Source organism: Pseudomonas sp. ES1 (assembly GCF_050586605.1).
GTDB classification, from domain to species: domain Bacteria; phylum Pseudomonadota; class Gammaproteobacteria; order Pseudomonadales; family Pseudomonadaceae; genus Aquipseudomonas; species Aquipseudomonas sichuanensis.
In genome coordinates this window covers 24292-40493 of record NZ_JBOBDM010000055.1, presented here as the reverse complement: position 1 = coordinate 40493, position 16202 = coordinate 24292, and the positions used below count along the sequence as shown (strand labels likewise).

General features: G+C 66.0%; 18 protein-coding genes. 9 read left to right on the top strand and 9 right to left on the bottom strand.

Going from position 1 to position 16202, the window contains the following annotated elements; all coding sequences use genetic code 11:
• Positions 1-217 precede the first annotated feature (217 nt).
• The 8 genes from ACQ4N9_RS20965 (at position 218) to ACQ4N9_RS20930 (ending at position 7597) form a co-directional block, all read left to right on the top strand.
• Complete coding sequence (locus ACQ4N9_RS20965; protein ID WP_279847007.1) at positions 218-673, top strand: (2Fe-2S)-binding protein; 456 nt, start codon at positions 218-220, stop codon at positions 671-673.
• A complete protein-coding gene (locus ACQ4N9_RS20960; protein WP_390967842.1) occupies positions 673-2919 on the top strand; it encodes a xanthine dehydrogenase family protein molybdopterin-binding subunit in 2247 nt (748 codons plus the stop codon). Before ACQ4N9_RS20965 ends, ACQ4N9_RS20960 begins: the two co-directional genes overlap by 1 nt.
• A gap of 16 nt (positions 2920-2935) precedes the next feature.
• Entirely contained in the window at positions 2936-4276 is a 1341-nt protein-coding gene (locus tag ACQ4N9_RS20955; protein ID WP_390967841.1) for a c-type cytochrome, read from the top strand.
• Positions 4277-4317: 41 nt separating this feature from the next.
• Entirely contained in the window at positions 4318-5334 is a 1017-nt protein-coding gene (locus ACQ4N9_RS20950; protein ID WP_390967840.1) for an XdhC family protein, read from the top strand.
• A gap of 100 nt (positions 5335-5434) precedes the next feature.
• A complete protein-coding gene (locus ACQ4N9_RS20945) occupies positions 5435-6013 on the top strand; it encodes a hypothetical protein (RefSeq protein ID WP_323831305.1) in 579 nt (192 codons plus the stop codon).
• Positions 6014-6083: 70 nt separating this feature from the next.
• Positions 6084-6638 (top strand): lipocalin family protein, encoded by a 555-nt coding sequence (locus ACQ4N9_RS20940; protein ID WP_390967839.1) that lies wholly within the window; start codon positions 6084-6086, stop codon positions 6636-6638.
• 69 nt (positions 6639-6707) lie between these two features.
• A complete protein-coding gene (locus ACQ4N9_RS20935; protein WP_125463550.1) occupies positions 6708-7013 on the top strand; it encodes an NIPSNAP family protein in 306 nt (101 codons plus the stop codon).
• 38 nt (positions 7014-7051) lie between these two features.
• Positions 7052-7597, top strand: coding sequence for a hypothetical protein (locus ACQ4N9_RS20930; RefSeq protein ID WP_390967838.1), 546 nt, complete (start codon positions 7052-7054; stop codon positions 7595-7597).
• 14 nt (positions 7598-7611) lie between these two features.
• On the opposite strand, the gene ACQ4N9_RS20925 is transcribed toward ACQ4N9_RS20930, so the two are convergent.
• The 4 genes from ACQ4N9_RS20925 to ACQ4N9_RS20910 all read right to left on the bottom strand — a co-directional run bounded on the left by ACQ4N9_RS20925 (position 7612) and on the right by ACQ4N9_RS20910 (position 9200).
• A complete protein-coding gene (locus tag ACQ4N9_RS20925; protein WP_390967837.1) occupies positions 7612-7893 on the bottom strand; it encodes a hypothetical protein in 282 nt (93 codons plus the stop codon).
• A 132-nt stretch (positions 7894-8025) separates the two neighbouring features.
• The gene (locus ACQ4N9_RS20920; RefSeq protein WP_125463548.1) at positions 8026-8313 is read right to left on the bottom strand and encodes a HigA family addiction module antitoxin; all 288 of its coding nucleotides are present in this window, start codon (positions 8311-8313) and stop codon (positions 8026-8028) included.
• Positions 8314-8327: 14 nt separating this feature from the next.
• Positions 8328-8606 carry a type II toxin-antitoxin system RelE/ParE family toxin gene (locus ACQ4N9_RS20915; RefSeq protein WP_125463547.1) on the bottom strand — a complete coding sequence of 93 codons (279 nt, stop codon included), beginning with the start codon at positions 8604-8606 and terminating at the stop codon, positions 8328-8330.
• Between the two features lie 102 nt (positions 8607-8708).
• Positions 8709-9200 carry an Lrp/AsnC family transcriptional regulator gene (locus ACQ4N9_RS20910; protein WP_228711101.1) on the bottom strand — a complete coding sequence of 164 codons (492 nt, stop codon included), beginning with the start codon at positions 9198-9200 and terminating at the stop codon, positions 8709-8711.
• A gap of 107 nt (positions 9201-9307) precedes the next feature.
• Here ACQ4N9_RS20910 and ACQ4N9_RS20905 point away from each other — a divergent pair, with 107 nt between their 5' ends.
• Complete coding sequence (locus ACQ4N9_RS20905) at positions 9308-10153, top strand: EamA family transporter (protein WP_390967836.1); 846 nt, start codon at positions 9308-9310, stop codon at positions 10151-10153.
• A 323-nt stretch (positions 10154-10476) separates the two neighbouring features.
• On the opposite strand, the gene ACQ4N9_RS20900 is transcribed toward ACQ4N9_RS20905, so the two are convergent.
• The 5 genes from ACQ4N9_RS20900 to gnd all read right to left on the bottom strand — a co-directional run bounded on the left by ACQ4N9_RS20900 (position 10477) and on the right by gnd (position 16106).
• Positions 10477-10932, bottom strand: a complete 456-nt coding sequence (locus ACQ4N9_RS20900) for a GNAT family N-acetyltransferase (protein WP_390967835.1) — start codon at positions 10930-10932, stop codon at positions 10477-10479.
• Entirely contained in the window at positions 10929-11126 is a 198-nt protein-coding gene (locus ACQ4N9_RS20895) for a DUF1737 domain-containing protein (protein ID WP_390967834.1), read from the bottom strand. The genes ACQ4N9_RS20900 and ACQ4N9_RS20895 overlap by 4 nt, the downstream gene beginning before the upstream one ends.
• A 422-nt stretch (positions 11127-11548) precedes the next feature.
• Positions 11549-13360, bottom strand: coding sequence for a glycoside hydrolase family 15 protein (locus ACQ4N9_RS20890; RefSeq protein WP_390967833.1), 1812 nt, complete (start codon positions 13358-13360; stop codon positions 11549-11551).
• Positions 13361-13617: 257 nt separating this feature from the next.
• Positions 13618-15126 carry a glucose-6-phosphate dehydrogenase gene (zwf, locus tag ACQ4N9_RS20885; RefSeq protein WP_390967832.1) on the bottom strand — a complete coding sequence of 503 codons (1509 nt, stop codon included), beginning with the start codon at positions 15124-15126 and terminating at the stop codon, positions 13618-13620.
• A complete protein-coding gene (gnd, locus tag ACQ4N9_RS20880; RefSeq protein ID WP_110993610.1) occupies positions 15123-16106 on the bottom strand; it encodes a phosphogluconate dehydrogenase (NAD(+)-dependent, decarboxylating) in 984 nt (327 codons plus the stop codon). Before gnd ends, zwf begins: the two co-directional genes overlap by 4 nt.
• Positions 16107-16202: the final 96 nt, after the last annotated feature.

Genomic DNA, 16202 nt, shown 5'->3' with positions numbered 1-16202 from the left:
GCCGCACTGCCCTGCCGCACTAGCGCAATCCGCTGGAATGCTTGCCTGATCCTCTGAACCTGCAGGCCCATGGATGGGAAACCCGGTTCCCCAGGACTAAAGTTCGCTCAGGTTCGACAACTGTTGCCAACAGAGGCGGCGCCTCGCTGCGCCACCCTGCCCATAACGATCCGACATCAACCGATGATCCGCACGATGAGCCATGGAGCCCACCATCATGGAACTACGAATCAACCAGAAGACCTACCAGGTTGACGCCGAAGCCGACACCCCGTTGCTGTGGGTGATCCGTGACGATCTCGGCCTGACCGGCACCAAGTACGGCTGCGGCCTGGCCCAGTGCGGCGCCTGTTCGGTGCTGGTGGACGGCAACGTGGTGCGCGCCTGCGTGACGCCGGTGGCCGGCGTGGTAGGCCGCGAGGTGACCACCATCGAGGCGATCGAGGCCGACGCCGTCGGCAAGCGGGTGGTCGCGGCCTGGGTCGAGCACCAGGTGGCGCAGTGCGGTTATTGCCAGTCCGGGCAGGTGATGGCAGCCACCGCGCTGCTCAAGCACACCGCCAAACCCAGCGATGCGCAGATCGACGCGGCCATGGTCAACCTGTGCCGCTGCGGCACCTACAACGCCATCCATGCTGCCGTGCATGCGCTGGCCCAAGGGGAGAACGCCTGATGAGCACGCGCATCGACACCCCCGAAGACTTGCTCAAGCTGCCCGTGGGCGAAACCGTCAACCTGTCGCGCCGCCGCTTCCTCGCCGGCACCGCCGTGGGCGCCCTGGTGCTCGGCTTTGGCCTGCCACTGGGCGCGCCACGGGTACAGGCTGCGGCGGCGACTGCCGAGCGCGGCACCCAGGTGCCGGCGTTCCTGGAAATTCGCCCGGACGGCAGCATTCGCCTGCTCAGCCCGTTCATGGAAGGCGGCCAGGGCACCTTCACCGCCATGGCGCAGATCGTCGGCGAAGAACTGGACGCCGACCCCGCCAGCTTCGTGGTCGACAGCGCCCCGCCCGGCGAGGCCTACGTGGTGATGGAAAACGGCATGCGCATTACCGGCGGCAGCATGTCGGTGCGCATGAGCTACCCGACCATGCGCCGCCTCGGTGCGCTGGCCCGGGCCATGCTGATGCAGGCTGCCGCCGAGCAGTGGGGGGTGCCGGTGAGCGAACTCGGCACCGAGCCGGGCAAGGTGATCCATGCCGCCTCGGGCCGCTCGCTGGGCTACGGCGAACTGGCCAGCCGCGCCATGGACCTGCCGGTGCCGGACCCAGCCGGCATCACCCTGCGCGACCCCAGCCAGTTCCGCTGGATCGGCAAGCCGGTGCGGCGCCTGGATGCCTACGACAAGTCCACCGGCAAGGCCGTCTACAGCATCGACGTCAAGCTCGACGGCATGCTCCACGCCGCCGTGCAACATGCGCCGCGCCTGGGCATGACGGTGGCCAGCCTGCGCAACGAAGACCAGGTCAAGGCCATGAAGGGCGTGCACTCGGTGCATCAGTTGCCCGGTGCGGTGGCGGTGGTCGCCGAACGCTGGTGGCATGCCAAACGGGCGGTCGAAGCCTTGCAGGTGGACTGGCAGGCGCCTGGCGCCGACAGCAAGGTGCGGCCGATGCCGGCGGACTTTTCCAGCGCCGCCTGGCTTGAACACCTGGCCAGCCAGCCGGGCACGCCCCGCGACGACGAAAACGAAGGCGATGTGGCCGCCGCCCTGGCCAGCGCCAAGAGCACAGTCGAGGCCAGTTACCACAACCAGTACCTCAACCACGCACAGCTCGAGCCACCGTCCGCCACCGCGCGGTTCAACCCCGACGGCACCCTGGAGGTGTGGCTGCCCAACCAGGCGCCGGACATGTTCCGCGACGACATCGCCAAACGTACCGGCCTCGACGCTGCGCAGATCACCCTGCATTCGCCGTTGCTGGGCGGTTTCTTCGGCCGGCACTTCCTCTACGACTCGGCCAACCCCTACCCCCAGGCCGTCGCCCTGGCCAAGGCGGTCGGGCGCCCGGTGAAACTGATCTGGACCCGTGAGGAAGAGTTCCTGCGCGACGTGCTGCGCCCGGTGGCTGCGGTCAAGTTCCGCGCCGGGCTGGACGCCGAAGGCTTCCCGGTGGCCATCGAGGCCGTCAGCGCCACCGAAGGCCCCACCGAAGCCCTGGCCGGCCAGCAGGGCGAAAAACTCGACCCCACCGCCCTCGAAGGCTTGTCGGGCAAGGCCTACGCCATCGCCAACAAGCGCATTGCGCAGGTGTATGTGAAAGGCCCGGCCATGCTCGGTTACTGGCGCTCGGTGGGCAATTCGTTGAACGACTTCTTCTATGAAGCCTTCCTCGACGAACTGGCCGACAAGGGCGGCCACGACCCGTTCGAGCTGCGCCTGCACCTGCTGCGCGACAACCAACGCCTGACCCACCTGCTGCAAGCAGTGGGCGAACTGTCCGGCGGCTGGAAGCGCGGGCCGTTCACCGCCGAAGACGGCAGCAAGCGCGCCCGGGGCGTGGCCATGGCCTCGCCGTTCGGCTCGGAGGCGGCGGTGATCGCCGAGGTGTCGATCGACGACGGCCAGGTGAAGGTGCACGACATCTGGCAGGCCATCGACCCGGGCAGCATCGTCAACCCGGCGATCATCGAGGCCCAGGTCAATGGCGCGGTAGCCCTGGGGCTGTCGCAGGCGCTGGTGGAGGAAGCGGTGTGGCTCGACGGCATGCCGAGGGCGCGCAACTACGACCTGTACCCGATCCTGCCGCCTTCGCGCATGGCCCGGGTGCATGTGCGCATCGTCGAGAGCGGCGCGAAGATGGGCGGCATAGGCGAACCGCCACTGCCGGCGGTAGCGCCTGCGGTGGCCAACGCGGTGGCGCGGTTGACCGGCCAGCGCATCCGCAGCCTGCCCCTTAGCCGCTACAGCTTCAGCTGACCCGACAGGACCGCCCATGAACAACCGTCGCTTCGCAACAATCGCGGGCTGGCTGGCCCTGCCGTGCCTGGTCGCGGCAGGCCTGCTGGCCTGGTACGTCACTCGCGAGCCTGCCTCGCCCTTCAGCGCCGACACGCCAGTGGACGCGGCGCTGGTCAGCCGTGGCGAGTACGTCGCCCGGCTCAGCGATTGCGTGGCCTGCCACAGCCTGCCCGGCCAGGCGCCGTTCGCCGGCGGGCTGGAGATGGCAACGCCCTTGGGGGCGATCCATGCCACCAACATCACCCCCGATCGCCAGCACGGCATCGGCGGCTACAGCCTGGCCGACTTCGACCGCGCAGTGCGCCACGGCGTCGCACCGGGCGGGCGCCGGCTGTACCCGGCCATGCCCTACCCGTCCTACGCCAAGCTCAGTGACGACGACGTGCGCGCGCTGTATGCCTTCTTCATGCAGGGCGTGCATCCGGCCAACCAGGCCAACATCGCCAGCAGCATCCCCTGGCCGCTGAACCTGCGTTGGCCGATCGCCCTGTGGAACGGCCTGTTCGCGCCGAACACGCCCTATGCACAGAAGCCCGGGCAGGATGCGCTGTGGAACCGTGGCGCCTATATCGTCCAGGGCCCCGGCCACTGCGGCAGTTGCCACACCCCGCGGGGCCTGGCGTTCAACGAGAAGGCGCTGGACGAGGCCGGTGTGCCCTTCCTCGCCGGCGCCCTGCTCGACGGCTGGTACGCGCCGAGCCTGCGCCAGGACCCCAACACCGGGCTGGGCCGCTGGAGCGAGGCGCAGATCGTGCAGTTCCTCAAGACCGGGCGCAACCAGCACGCCGTGGTGTACGGCTCGATGACCGAGGCATTCAACAACTCCACGCAGTTCATGGCCGACGATGACCTGGCCGCCATCGCCCGCTACCTGAAATCGTTGCCGGGCGACCCGCAGCGCGACGGCGCGCCCTGGCAGTACCAGGCCGTGTCCGCCGCCAGCCGCCTGGAAGCGCCCGGCGCGCACACCTACGTGACCCGCTGCGCCAGCTGCCATGGCCTGGATGGCCAGGGCCAGGCCGAGTGGATGCCGCCGCTGGCGGGCGCCACCTCGATGCTGGCCAGCGAAAACGCCTCGGCGATCAACATCACCCTCAACGGCTCGCAGCGCATCGTCGCCGCCGGGGTGCCCGACGCCTACCGCATGCCGGCGTTTCGTGAGCAGCTCAATGACCGGGAGATTGCCGAGGTGTTGAGTTTTGCCCGCGCGACCTGGGGCAACCAGGGCGGCGCCGTGGACGCCAAGGCGGTCGGCAAGTTGCGTGAACATACCGACCCGGCCAGCAGCAGCCCGATCATTTTGCATATGCGCTAAGCCAACGCTGCCCTGTAGGAGCGCTACAACAAGAGGACACCATGGAAAGCATCGATCTGCTGGTCCTGCGCACCGCCCACGACTGGCTCAAGGCCAGTCACCGCGTGCTGCTCGCAACTGTGGCCCGTACCTGGGGCTCGTCGCCGCGCCCGGTGGGCTCGATGATGGCCTTGCGCGATGATGGCCGGGTGGTTGGCAGCGTCTCCGGCGGCTGCATCGAAGACGACCTGATCCAGCGCTACACCAGCGCCCACGGTGGCCCCGGGCTGCCTGTCGGCGCCCCCGAGGTGGTCCGCTATGGCATCAGCGCCGACGAGGCGCACCGCTTCGGCCTGCCGTGCGGCGGCACGCTGGAACTGATCCTCGAATTCAACCCCGAGCCCCAGCTGTTGCAGCGCTTGCTCGAGCAGCTCGACAGCGGCCAACTGGTATGTCGCGACCTTGCCCTGCAGGACGGCAGCGTGACCCTACAGGCCACCGCCACCCCTGCACAGTTCAGCTTCGACGGCCAGCACATGCGCAACACCCTCGGCCCCGGCTACCGCATGTTGCTGATCGGCGCCGGCGCGCTGGCCGAATACCTGGCGACCATGGCCCTGTTCAACGGCTTCCGCGTGGCGGTGTGCGACCCGCGCCCGGAGTACCTGGCCAGCTGGGCGCTGGCCGGCGTCGAGCATCTCGCGGGCATGCCGGACGACGTGGTGCGCGCCTTCCGGGCCGACCTGCGCAGCTGCGTCATCGCCGTCAGCCACGACCCCAGGCTCGACGACCTGGCCCTGCTCGAAGCCCTGCACAGCCCGGCGTTCTACGTCGGCGCCATCGGTTCGCGGCGTAACAGCCAGCTGCGTCGCGAACGGCTGATCGAGCATTTTGGCGAGACCGAGCAATCGCTTGAGCGCCTGCACGGGCCGATCGGCATCCATATCGGCAGCAAGACCCCGGCGGAGATCGCGGTCAGCGTGATGGCCGAGGTGCTGGCGGCGAAGAATGCGGTGCCGGTCCCGACGGTATCGCAGGGCAAGTCGCAGCGGCTGACCGCCACTCACACGCTGGCCTGAGGCCACAGCGACACCAGGTCGCTCACACACTGGCCAACCTGTGACTATGCTTGAACCTCGCATGCCACTCACCGGTATCGATCACAAGGAAGACAGGCCAATGAATCCAACCCGTTCCCTCGCCCGCGCCATTGCGCTCGCCTCGTTAGTGTCCGCCGCCAGCTTCACCGCCCACGCCGCCCAACTGCCGATCGCCAGCGAAGCACTGGAAAGCCATGTCAGCACGCAAGTTACCGCCATCGACCAGGCCAACCGCCAGGTCACCGTCAAGGGCCCGCATGACAAGGACGTGACCTTCCAGCTCACGGAACAAGCCAAGGCCCTGCCCAACCTCAAGGTCGGCGACAAGGTCGACATCTATGTGACCCGCGCGGTGGCCTACGTGCTAAACACCAACGTCGGCGGCGCACCGAAAGCCTCGGAAGAGGCTGGCACCATCCGCGCCACCAAGGACAACCCCAACCCCGGTGGCGAAGCCTTCCGTCAGGTGAAGGTCACCTCGCAGATCAAGAAGATCGACCTCAACACCCACGAAGTCAGCCTGCTGCCGCCGGAAGGCAAGCTGCAGGTGGTCAAGGTCGAAGACCCCGAGCTGCAAAAACGCATGAAAAACCTCAAGGTCGACCAGACGGTGGACGCCATCTACACCGAAGTGCTGCGCATAGAAACTTCGCGTTGATCCGGTAAAACCTTTTGCCCGGCCTGCGCATCGAACATCAGGTGACCCTTCACTTTGCCAGGAGGTACCCATGACGATGCGCACGGCTTTGCTGCTGTCCTGCCTGACCCTCGCAGTGGCCGGTTGCTCCAACTCGGCGCAGCCGCCGCCGCCCCCCACCACCCAGCAAGTCGACCTGCAACGCTACCAGGGCACCTGGTACGAGCTGGCGCGGCTGCCGATGTTCTTCCAGCGAAATTGCGTGCAGTCCGAAGCGCGCTATGGGCTGCGCGCGGATGGCCGGATCGACGTCGACAATCGCTGCAAGGAACAGGACGGCCAGTGGAACAGCGCCCACGGCATCGCCCAGGCGCAAGTGTCCGGGCGCACCGACAAGCTGTGGGTGCGCTTCGACAACTGGTTCAGCCGCCTGGCGCCCGACCTGACCAAGGGCGAGTACTGGGTGCTGTACCACGACCCGGACTACCGCGTGGCGTTGGTCGGCCACCCCAACCGCGAGTACCTGTGGCTGCTGTCGCGCAGCCCGACGGTCAGCCGCCAGACCCGCGAGCAGTTGCTGCAACAGGCGCGCGAGCAAGGCTATCCCACCGAGAAGCTGATCTGGCGCCAGGCGGACACGCCGTAACACCCATCGACGCCCGCCGCCGCCCCCTGTAAGGTGAGCCTCCCCGGCTCACCCAAAGGATTGCGTGCAATGATCACCTGCCACCTCAAGTACATCATCGACCCGTATCAAATCCCTGCTTTCGAGGCTTACGGCAAGCTGTGGATTGGCCTGGTCAATCGCATGGGCGGCACTCACCACGGCTACTTCCTGCCCAGCGAAGGCGCCAACAACGTCGCCTACGCCCTGTTCAGCTTCCCCAGCCTGGCCGCCTACGAGCAGTACCGCACGGCGTCGGAAACCGACCCCGAGTGCATCGCCGCCTTTGCCCTGGCCACCGAGCAGCGTTTCATCCTCAGCTACGAACGCAGCTTCCTGCGGCCCGTGCACGGCTGAGCCTTGGCAAATACCCTTTCCAAAGCAAGGAACGCAACGTGAAGCATCTCGCAAGAACACTGGGTATGTCTGGCCTTGGGCTGTTGCTTGGCTGCACGCCAGGCCAACGCTTGCCGTTCGATGTGCCATACGGTCACTACGAGAATTTCCTGCGTGAATACGTGGGCGACCGCGGTCAACTGACCTGCAAGGTGAGCATCGAGGAAAACCACACCGGCGACAAATGGGTGCCCTCGGTGATCCTCGCCGCCGCCCAGGACGAGCGCGAGGACTACACCCTGTTCCTGTCCAGCTCACCGCAGAGCAACGGCAGCGATCAGCGCACGTTCCACCTGCGCACCTATGTCAACGACACGGCCGTCATCAGCGATCACTTCCTCAACGCGCCCAATCGCAACGACCAGTACGGCCTGCGCCTGGCCTGGCATGCCGACGGTTCAATCAGCTACCAGGTGGACAACGGCGATGGCTGGACGCCCAAGGCAACAGTGCAGAGCCCAGGGTTCAAGGTGCGCCATGTGAGTGCCCACGCCAGTGGTGTCAAAGGCGTCGCGCACTGCGTGGTCAGTGACAGCGATGTGTAAAGAGGGCTGCACGGTCAGGCGTCGGGCTGCTGCCCTGCTCGCAGTGCCGCGATGAATACGTCCAGCGGTACACGCACAGCAGGCCGGTCCTTTTCGTCATGGCGCTCGATCAGCACCTGCTCGTCTTCGAACGTCACCCGATAATCATCGCTGCTGTAGGGGGCCACCAGCCTGTTGTTACGGGTAGCCAGGGCCTCAACCAGGATGTGTTGGCGCTCGGTGGCAGTGAATGCTTCGCCGATCCAGCGCAGCAGACCGGCGTCATGGGATTGGGGACTGGCGGCGTGGCGGGGCATGGCAGGCTCCTTCTGTCATCAAAAAGGCAAAAGGGCCTGCACGGCCCTTTTCCCTGGCCTCGGGATCAGTAGGCAGGATAGGCCGTTTTGATCACCTTGCCACCCGTTCGGATATCTTCTGATCGCGGCGCTTCAGGCAGCCTGGTGCAGCCGCGTGATCACTGGTTGCTGGCGCTGTCGCGCCTGCCAGATGTCGTAGTCGACCTGGATGGTCAGCCACAGCCGCGCGGTGCTGATGCCGGCCATCTCCAGGCGCACGGCAAGGTCGGGAGAGACAGCCGCCCGGCCATGCAGTACACGGGACAGCGCTTCGCGGGAAAAGCCCAGGTGCGCAGCGAAGGCCTTCACCGTCAGGCCCAGCGCGGGTAACACGTCCTCGCGCAGGGTTTCACCGGGGTGAGGCGGGTTGAACATAGCCATGGAAAGCCTCCTGATCAGTGATAGTCGAGATAATCGACCAATTCGACATCAAAACCCGCAAAGCGAAACACCACCCGCCAGTTGCCTGACACGCTGACTGACCAGAAGCCGGCCAACTCACCCTTGAGTGGGTGCAACTGCCAGCCCGGCACACTCATGTCGTCGGCGACGAGAGCGCTATCGAGAAACTGCAGTTGGCGCTTCAAGCGCTGGGCGTGGGCAGCCTGGATGCCGCGGGTGTTGCCCGTTTCGTGGAAAAGCCGCAGTCCTTTGTGGCGAAAGCTGATGATCATGGGGCGCGCCGTATCCATTCAGTGCGAGAGGCGCGAGTGTGACCCCATGAGTCACAGACAGCAAAGTATCATGTGTGACTCGATGCGTCACATATATTCCTGCTACCCGGCATCAGCCTGGAACGCCACCCCCAACCCCACCTTGACCTTGTCCAGCACGATCAGCGTACGGTAGGTCTGGATATCGTCGTTGTCGGCAAAGTGTTGCCTGACCAGCTTTTCGAAATGCGCGACGTTGCGCGCCAGCATGACGATGATGAACGACACCCCGCCACTGACGAAGTAACACTGTTGTACCTCCGGTACTCCAGCGAAGTAGCGCTTGGCGCGGTCCATCACCAGTGAGCGGTCGTCGCACAGGCGCGACTCGACGATGGCGGTCAGTTCCTGGCCCAGCGCTTCCGGGGCGATGACGGCGGTATTGGCAAGAATCACCCCACTGGCTTCGAGCTGGGTGATGCGCCGCTGCACGGCGGGGGTCGACAGGCCGATGGCCTCGGCGATCACCCGCTGCGAGGTCTTGTTGTCCTGTTGCAGCATGCGCAGGATCGCCTGGTCGAAGCTGTCGAGCGGGCGCTTGGGCAAATCATTCATGTTCAGGGTCCGAAAAAAGCAATTCACTCATCCTGCGGCGCGTTATACAGCCAATGCTTCGGGGCCGGCGCAGTAGAATCCTGCCACGAATCTGCGTGGAGGTCGTTGTGCGCCAAGCCAACCCGGGGGCATTCACCCCCATCCTTGCCGCCCTGCTGGGGCTGGTGTCAGTGCAATCGGGCGCCGCCGTCGGCAAGGCCATCTTTCCACTGGTGGGGCCGGAAGGCGTGGCTGCGCTGCGCCTGGGCCTCTCGGCGCTGATTCTACTGGTAGTGCTGCGCCCGTGGCGCATCTGGCGCCAGGCCAACCTGCGCGACCTGGTCGGCTACGGGCTGATGATGGGCTTGATGAACCTGCTGATCTACCGGGCGTTTTTGTACATCCCGGTGGGTATCGCGGTGTCGATCGAAGTGATCGGCCCACTGGGCGTTGCATTGTTGAGCTCGCGGCGGCGCATCGACCTGTTGTGGATCGCCTTGTCGGCGTTCGGCCTGGTGCTGCTGCCCTGGGGTGCCGGTGCAGACGGGCTGGACCTGCGCGGCGTGGCCTATGCCCTGGCCGCCGCGCTGGCCTGGGGGCTGTACGTGACCTTGGGCACGCGAGTGGCGGTGCATGGCCGCCAGGCGGTGGCCAGCGGCATGCTGGTGGCGGCGATGCTCGGCGTACCGCTGGGCGCGTTGCAGGCCGGTAGCCAGCTGCTGCAACCCACGGTGCTGGCCGTGGGGCTGGCAGTGGCATTGCTGTCCAGCACGCTGCCCTTCCTGCTGGACATGTTCGCCATGCGCCACCTGCCGCCGAGCGTGTTCGGCGTACTGCTCAGCGCCTCGCCAGCTGCCGGGGCGATTGCCGGCTGGCTGGTGCTCGGAGAGACGTTGAGCCTGCTGCAGTGTGTGGGGATTTTGGCGATTGCGGCGGCTTGTGCGGGGGCTGCTTTGGTGAGGCGGGCAAGGTAGCGGGGGGGCGCTTTGCAGTTGTCTGCCTCTTAGCGATCTGGCGTCCGTCTGGGGATCGAGTGTGGGCCACCAGATGCCTGGCGACAGGTCTGCAGCGCCTATGAGATCGAGCGCCGCGCGGGCGGCGCTCGATCTTGAGAGCGCTGCAAAAACACCGCCAGGCACCTGGCAGCCCTCACCCACTCTCCCGATCAGCCACTTGCGCCCTATCCAACACCGGGCACCGCGCCCGGTGCAGATTCAAAGCCGTATTAATAATCCCGATATGGCTGAACGCCTGCGGGATATTCCCCAGTGTCGCGAAAGGGCTGCGCAGGCCGTGGTTACAGCAATGACTTACGCATGAACACCCGCTCAAACCCGTCCTGCGCAGCCCGATGCGTCTCGTGATAGCCCAGTCGGGCATAGATCGCGATGTTTTCGGTCATCCGCTCATGGGTATAGAGCCGGATAGCCTCACACCCTGCGGCGCGGGCATGTGCCTCGCAGAAGTCCATCAGCATCCGCCCGATGCCCTGCCCTTTGCATGCGGGCAAAACGGCGACGTTCACCAACAGCAGCTCGCGCTCTTCCCGACGCATGACCAGTAGCCCGACGATGCGCGAGGCCAGCGTGGCAACAAACACATCGTCCTCGTCCACGACCTGCTGGTAATCGTCGAGCATCGGTGCCGGTTCGCGACCAATTCTGGCGATGTAAGGGCTGTAGGCTTCGCTGACCAGCGCCGCGATGGCGTCGGCATCCTCGACGAGAGCCTGTCGCAGGGTGATTGCGTTCATTCTTTCATGGTCGGCCAGAGCACCGCCTGGGCGGCAATCACGTGGCCCAGGTTGGCATCGAAGGTGACGCTGGGCGAACCATGCAGCTTGTAGCCCAAGGCGAGCAGCTGCGAAATGCGCTGGCAGAAGCTGGCGTCGTCCTTGCCGGTGATCAGGCGGTAGACCGGCAGGCCGTCGGGGGGCGACGAAGTCATTGAGCAGTCCCTCTCATGGCAGGCGCGTATGTGCGCGGGGGCGGCCATCATGTCATAGCGATCTGGCGCTCGTCTTCGGATTGAGTCTGGGTTACCTGATGCCTGGCGATTGATCTTCAGCGCCCTCGAGATCGAGCGCCGCCCGCGCGGCGCATCGCTGGCAAGCCAGCTCCCACATCTGTTTCGGGCCAATTACTCCTGCATGTTCATCACTGTCCGCCTTGTTGGTACGACGCGGTTTCAGTGTGGGCATTGCCGCCGCCCCACATGTCTCAAGGCATGCACCAAGGCAGGCGCCGGTACTTCCACAGGAGTAACTGGCCCGAAACAAACTGTGGGAGCTGGCTTGCCAGCGATGCGCCGCGCGGGCGGCGCTCGATCTCATAGGCGCTGCAAAAACAACGGCAGGCACCTGGTAGCCCTCACCCACTATCCCGACCAGCCCTATGCGCCCTATCCCGCACCGGACACCGCGCCCGGTGCAGATTCAACGCCGTATTGATAATCCCGATATGGCTGAACGCCTGCGGAAAATTCCCCAGCATCCGCTTACCCACCGGGTCGTACTGCTCGGCCAGCAGCCCGACGTCATTGCACAACCCGGTCAACCGCTCATACAGCGTTTGCGCATCCTGCTGGCGCCCGAGCAGCACATACACATCCGCCAGCCAGAACGAACACACCAGGAACGTACCCTCCCCCGGCGTCAGGCCATCGCTGCAGCTGTCACTGTCGTAGCGCAGCAGCAGGCCGTTGCGCAGCAGGCGCTGTTCGATCTGCTCGAGGGTGCGCAGAAAGCGCGGATCATCCGCCGGCAAAAAACCGGTCAGGGCAATCTGCAGCAGGCTGGCGTCCAGCTCGGTCGAACCATAGGCCTGCACGAAGTGCTGCCCGGAAGGGTCCAGGCCACGCGCGCAGACTTCAGCGCGGATCTGGTCGGCCACGCGCCGGTAGTGCCTGCCTCGCTCGCGGTCTTCCTCGGTGGTCTCGGCCAGGCTGGCGGCGCGGTCGAAGGCGACCCAGGCCATGACCTTGGAATGCACGAAATGCTGACGGCCGCCGCGCACCTCCCACAGCCCTTCGTCAGGCTCGCGCCAGATGCTTTCCAGGTAGGGCAGGATCAGCCGGGCGATGGCGGAGCTGCGCGGATGGCGCGGCAGGCCGCCCTTGATGGCCTGGGTCATGGCGTCGGCGAGTTCGCCGTAAATATCGAGCTGCAACTGCTCCGAGGCGGCATTGCCGACGCGTACCGGCCGGGAGTGCTCGTAGCCCGCCAGCCAGGGCAAGCTGAACTCGGGCAGGTCACGCTCCCCCGCCAGGCCGTACATGATCTGCATCTGCTCGGGGTTGCCGGCCACCGAACGCAGCAACCATTCGCGCCAGGCCTGGGCTTCGTCGAAGTAGCCAAGGTTCATCAGGGCCAGCAGGGTCATGGTGGCGTCACGCAGCCAGCAGTAGCGGTAGTCCCAATTGCGTTCGCCACCCACCCGCTCGGGCAGCGAGGTGGTGACGGCGGCGACCATGCCGCCAGTGGGCGCATAGGTCATGGCCTTGAGCGTCAGCAGCGAGCGGCGCACCAGATGGGTGTAGGGGCCGACGTCCGGGCAGCGGGCGGCGAAGGCCTGCCATTGGGCGATGGTCTGCGCCAGGTCATGATCGACATCGCACCCGGGCTGCACGGGCAGGTGCGAGGGCTGGTGGCAAAGGCTGAACACCTGACGCTCGCCAGCGCGCACGCGAAAACGCGCAACGCTGTGATGGTCCTGCCCATGGGCTTCGACACTGCTGCGCAGTATCAGCCGGTCGGGGCCGGCCACCGCGCTAAGGGTCAGCGGGTCGAGCTTTTCCACCCAGGGCACGCTGCGGCCGTAGTCGAAGCGCAGCACCAGGTCCATCTCGAACGCGGTTGCGCCCGCCAGGCCCTCGACGATGCGCACGATGGCGTTGCTGTCACCCAGGGGCATGCAGTCGAGCACCCGGGCCCGGCCGCTGGCGGTGGTCCAGTGGGTTTCCAGCACCAGGGTGTCGTCGAGGTAGCGGCGTGTGCAGTGCTCCACTGGGTCACTGGGGGCGATGCGCCAGCGGCCGTTTTCTTCGTTGCCCAGCAATGCCGCAAACACGGCCGGGGCGTCGAAGCGTGGCAGGCACAGCCAGTCGATGGCGCCGTCGCGGCTGACCAGCGCGGCGCTGCGGCAGTTGCCGATGAGGGCGTAGTCTTCGATGAGGGCAGGCATCGGGGCTCCTTTGGCGGGTGGGCCTGAGGTTGGATGCCTGGTTGAGGGTGCTCGTTCCGCTGGAATACAGATGATGGCCTGATCTGTGTAGGAGCGGCCTTGTGCCGCGAATGGGGCGCGCAGCGGCCCCGGTTCCTGAGCAAACCTCAACATTGCCGGGGCTGCTCTGCAGCCCTTTCCGGCCGGTCCGGCGCCCCGGCAAGGCCGCTCCTACAGTGGTCCCGCAGCACATGTGGACGCGGCGATGCAGGCAACCCTCAACCCAAGTTGTGCCACTCGCGCTTGTCGCGGGTCAGCAGCTCGTTGCCAGCCTCCGGGCCATCCTCCCCGGCCGCATAGCCATGCACTTCACCCGCCTCGCTGGCCCAGGCATCGAGAAACGGCTGCACCGCGCGCCAGCCGTTCTCGATGTTGTCGGCACGCTGGAACAGGGTCTGGTCGCCCGTCAGGCAGTCGTAGATCAAGGTCTCGTAACCGGTCGCCGGGGTCATCTTGAAGAAGTCCTTGTAGGCAAACCCCAGCTCGACGTTTTCCATGACCAGCTCCGGCCCGGGCCGCTTGGCCTGCAGGTCGAACCACATGCCCTCGTTGGGCTGGATCTGGATCTTCAGGTAGTTGGGCTTGGGCCGCTCCAGCTCGCTTTCGCGGAACTGCGCATAAGGCGCGGGCTTGAAGCAGATGGCGATCTCGGTGTCGCGCACACTCATGCGCTTGCCGGTGCGCAGGTAGAACGGCACGCCGGCCCAGCGCCAGTTGTCGATCATCACTTTAAGGGCGACGTAGGTCTCGGTCTGGCTGTCTTTGCCAACATTGGGCTCGTCGCGGTAACCGGCCAGCGGCTTGCGCCCCTGTTTGCCGCTGGTGTACTGGCCACGCACCGAATTTTTCAGGGCCATCTTCGTCGTCCACGGGCGGATGGCGCCGATCACCTTGGCCTTCTCGCCACGCACCGCATCGGCGCCAAAGGCGGCTGGCGGCTCCATGGCGACCATCGCCAGCAGCTGGAACAGGTGGTTGGGCACCATGTCGCGCAGGGCGCCGGTGCTGTCATAGAAGGCGCCGCGGGTCTCGACGCCGACGGTCTCTGCCGCAGTGATCTGCACGTGGTCGATGTAATGGTTGTTCCAGAACGACTCGAACAGGCCATTGGAAAAACGGCTGACCAGGATGTTCTGCACCGTCTCCTTGCCCAGGTAATGGTCGATGCGGTAGATCTGCCGCTCGTTCATCACCTTCAGCAGGCGGGCGTTCAACGCTTCGGCGCTGGCCAGGTCGGTGCCGAAGGGCTTCTCCACCACCACCCGCCGGAAGCCCCCGGCGGACTCGTCGAGCAAGCCGGCATCACCCAGGCGCTGGGCCACTTCCGGGAAGAAGCGCGGCGAGGTGGCCAGGTAGAAGATGGCATTGCCGTGGCTGGTCTTGTCGATGCGCTTGGCCAAGGCCTGGTAAGTCGCCGGGTCGAGGAAGTCGCCGGTCTGGTAGTCCAGGCGCTTGGCCAGGCGCGCCCAGAGCTTGTCGTCCAGGCAGCGCTCGCTGCCTTCGCGGCCCTGGTCACGCTCCAGCATGAAGGCATGCAGGCGCTCGGCGAAGGCTTCGGCGCTGGCCGCATTGTGATCGACCCCGACGATGCGCAGGTTGCGGTCCAGCAGGCCATCACGGCTGAGGTTGTACAGCGCCGGCATCAGCAGGCGCTTGACCAGGTCGCCGTTGGCGCCGAACAGGAACAGGGTGCAGGGTGGAGCGGCAGGGATGTTTGGTTTGGTCATTCGCCTTTCTTCTCGACGTGGCCACCGAAGCCCAGGCGCATGGCCGAGAGGATCTTGTCACCGTAAGTACCCTGCTGCTGGCGCGAGCGGAAGCGGGCGAACAGCGCGCTGGACAGCACCGGCACCGGCACTGCCTGCTCCACGGCGGCATCGATGGTCCAGCGCCCTTCGCCACTGTCAGACACCGAACCGCTGAACGCGGACAACTGTGGGTCGGCAACCAGGGCGTCGGCGGTCAGGTCCAGCAGCCAGGAGGTGACCACGCTGCCACGGCGCCACACTTCGGCGATCTCGGTCAGGTTGAGGTCGAAGCGCTGGTCTTCGGGCAGTTCGTCGCCGCCCTTGCTGCGCAGCAGGTCGAAGCCTTCGGCGTAGGCCTGCATCAGGCCGTACTCGATGCCGTTGTGCACCATCTTCACGTAGTGGCCGGCGCCGGGTGGGCCGGCGTGGATGTAGCCGTGCTCGGCGCGCTCGTGCTCACCGCTGCGCCCGTGGGTGCGGGGGATGTCGCCGACGCCGGGGGCCAGGGCCTTGAACAGCGGCTCCAGGCGCTCGAACACCTCCTTCTCGCCACCGATCATCATGCAGTAGCCACGGTCCAGGCCCCACACGCCACCGGAGGTACCCACGTCCAGGTAATGCAGGCCACGCTTGGCCAGCTCGGCCGCGCGGCGCATGTCGTCTTTATAGAAGGTGTTGCCGCCGTCGATGATCGCATCGCCCGGCTCCAGCAGTTCGGCCAGCTGGGCGATGGTCTGCTCGGTGGGCTCGCCCGCCGGCAGCATGACCCACACCGCGCGCGGCGCCTTGAGCTTCTGCACCAGCGCGCCAAGGTCGTGAGCCCCTTGCGCACCTTCGCCTTCAAGCCCGGTGATCGCTTCACGGTTGCGGTCATGCACCACGGTGCGGTGGCCGGCGCGCATCAGCCGCCTTGCGATATTGCCGCCCATGCGGCCCAGCCCGACGATTCCCAGTTGCATGTGGTGACGCTCCCGTTAGAAATGGATTACAGCCGTTAAGGATTTCAGATTAGTCCAGCGTACCCGCAGAGGGTTCACCGACGAACGGCGAGACCA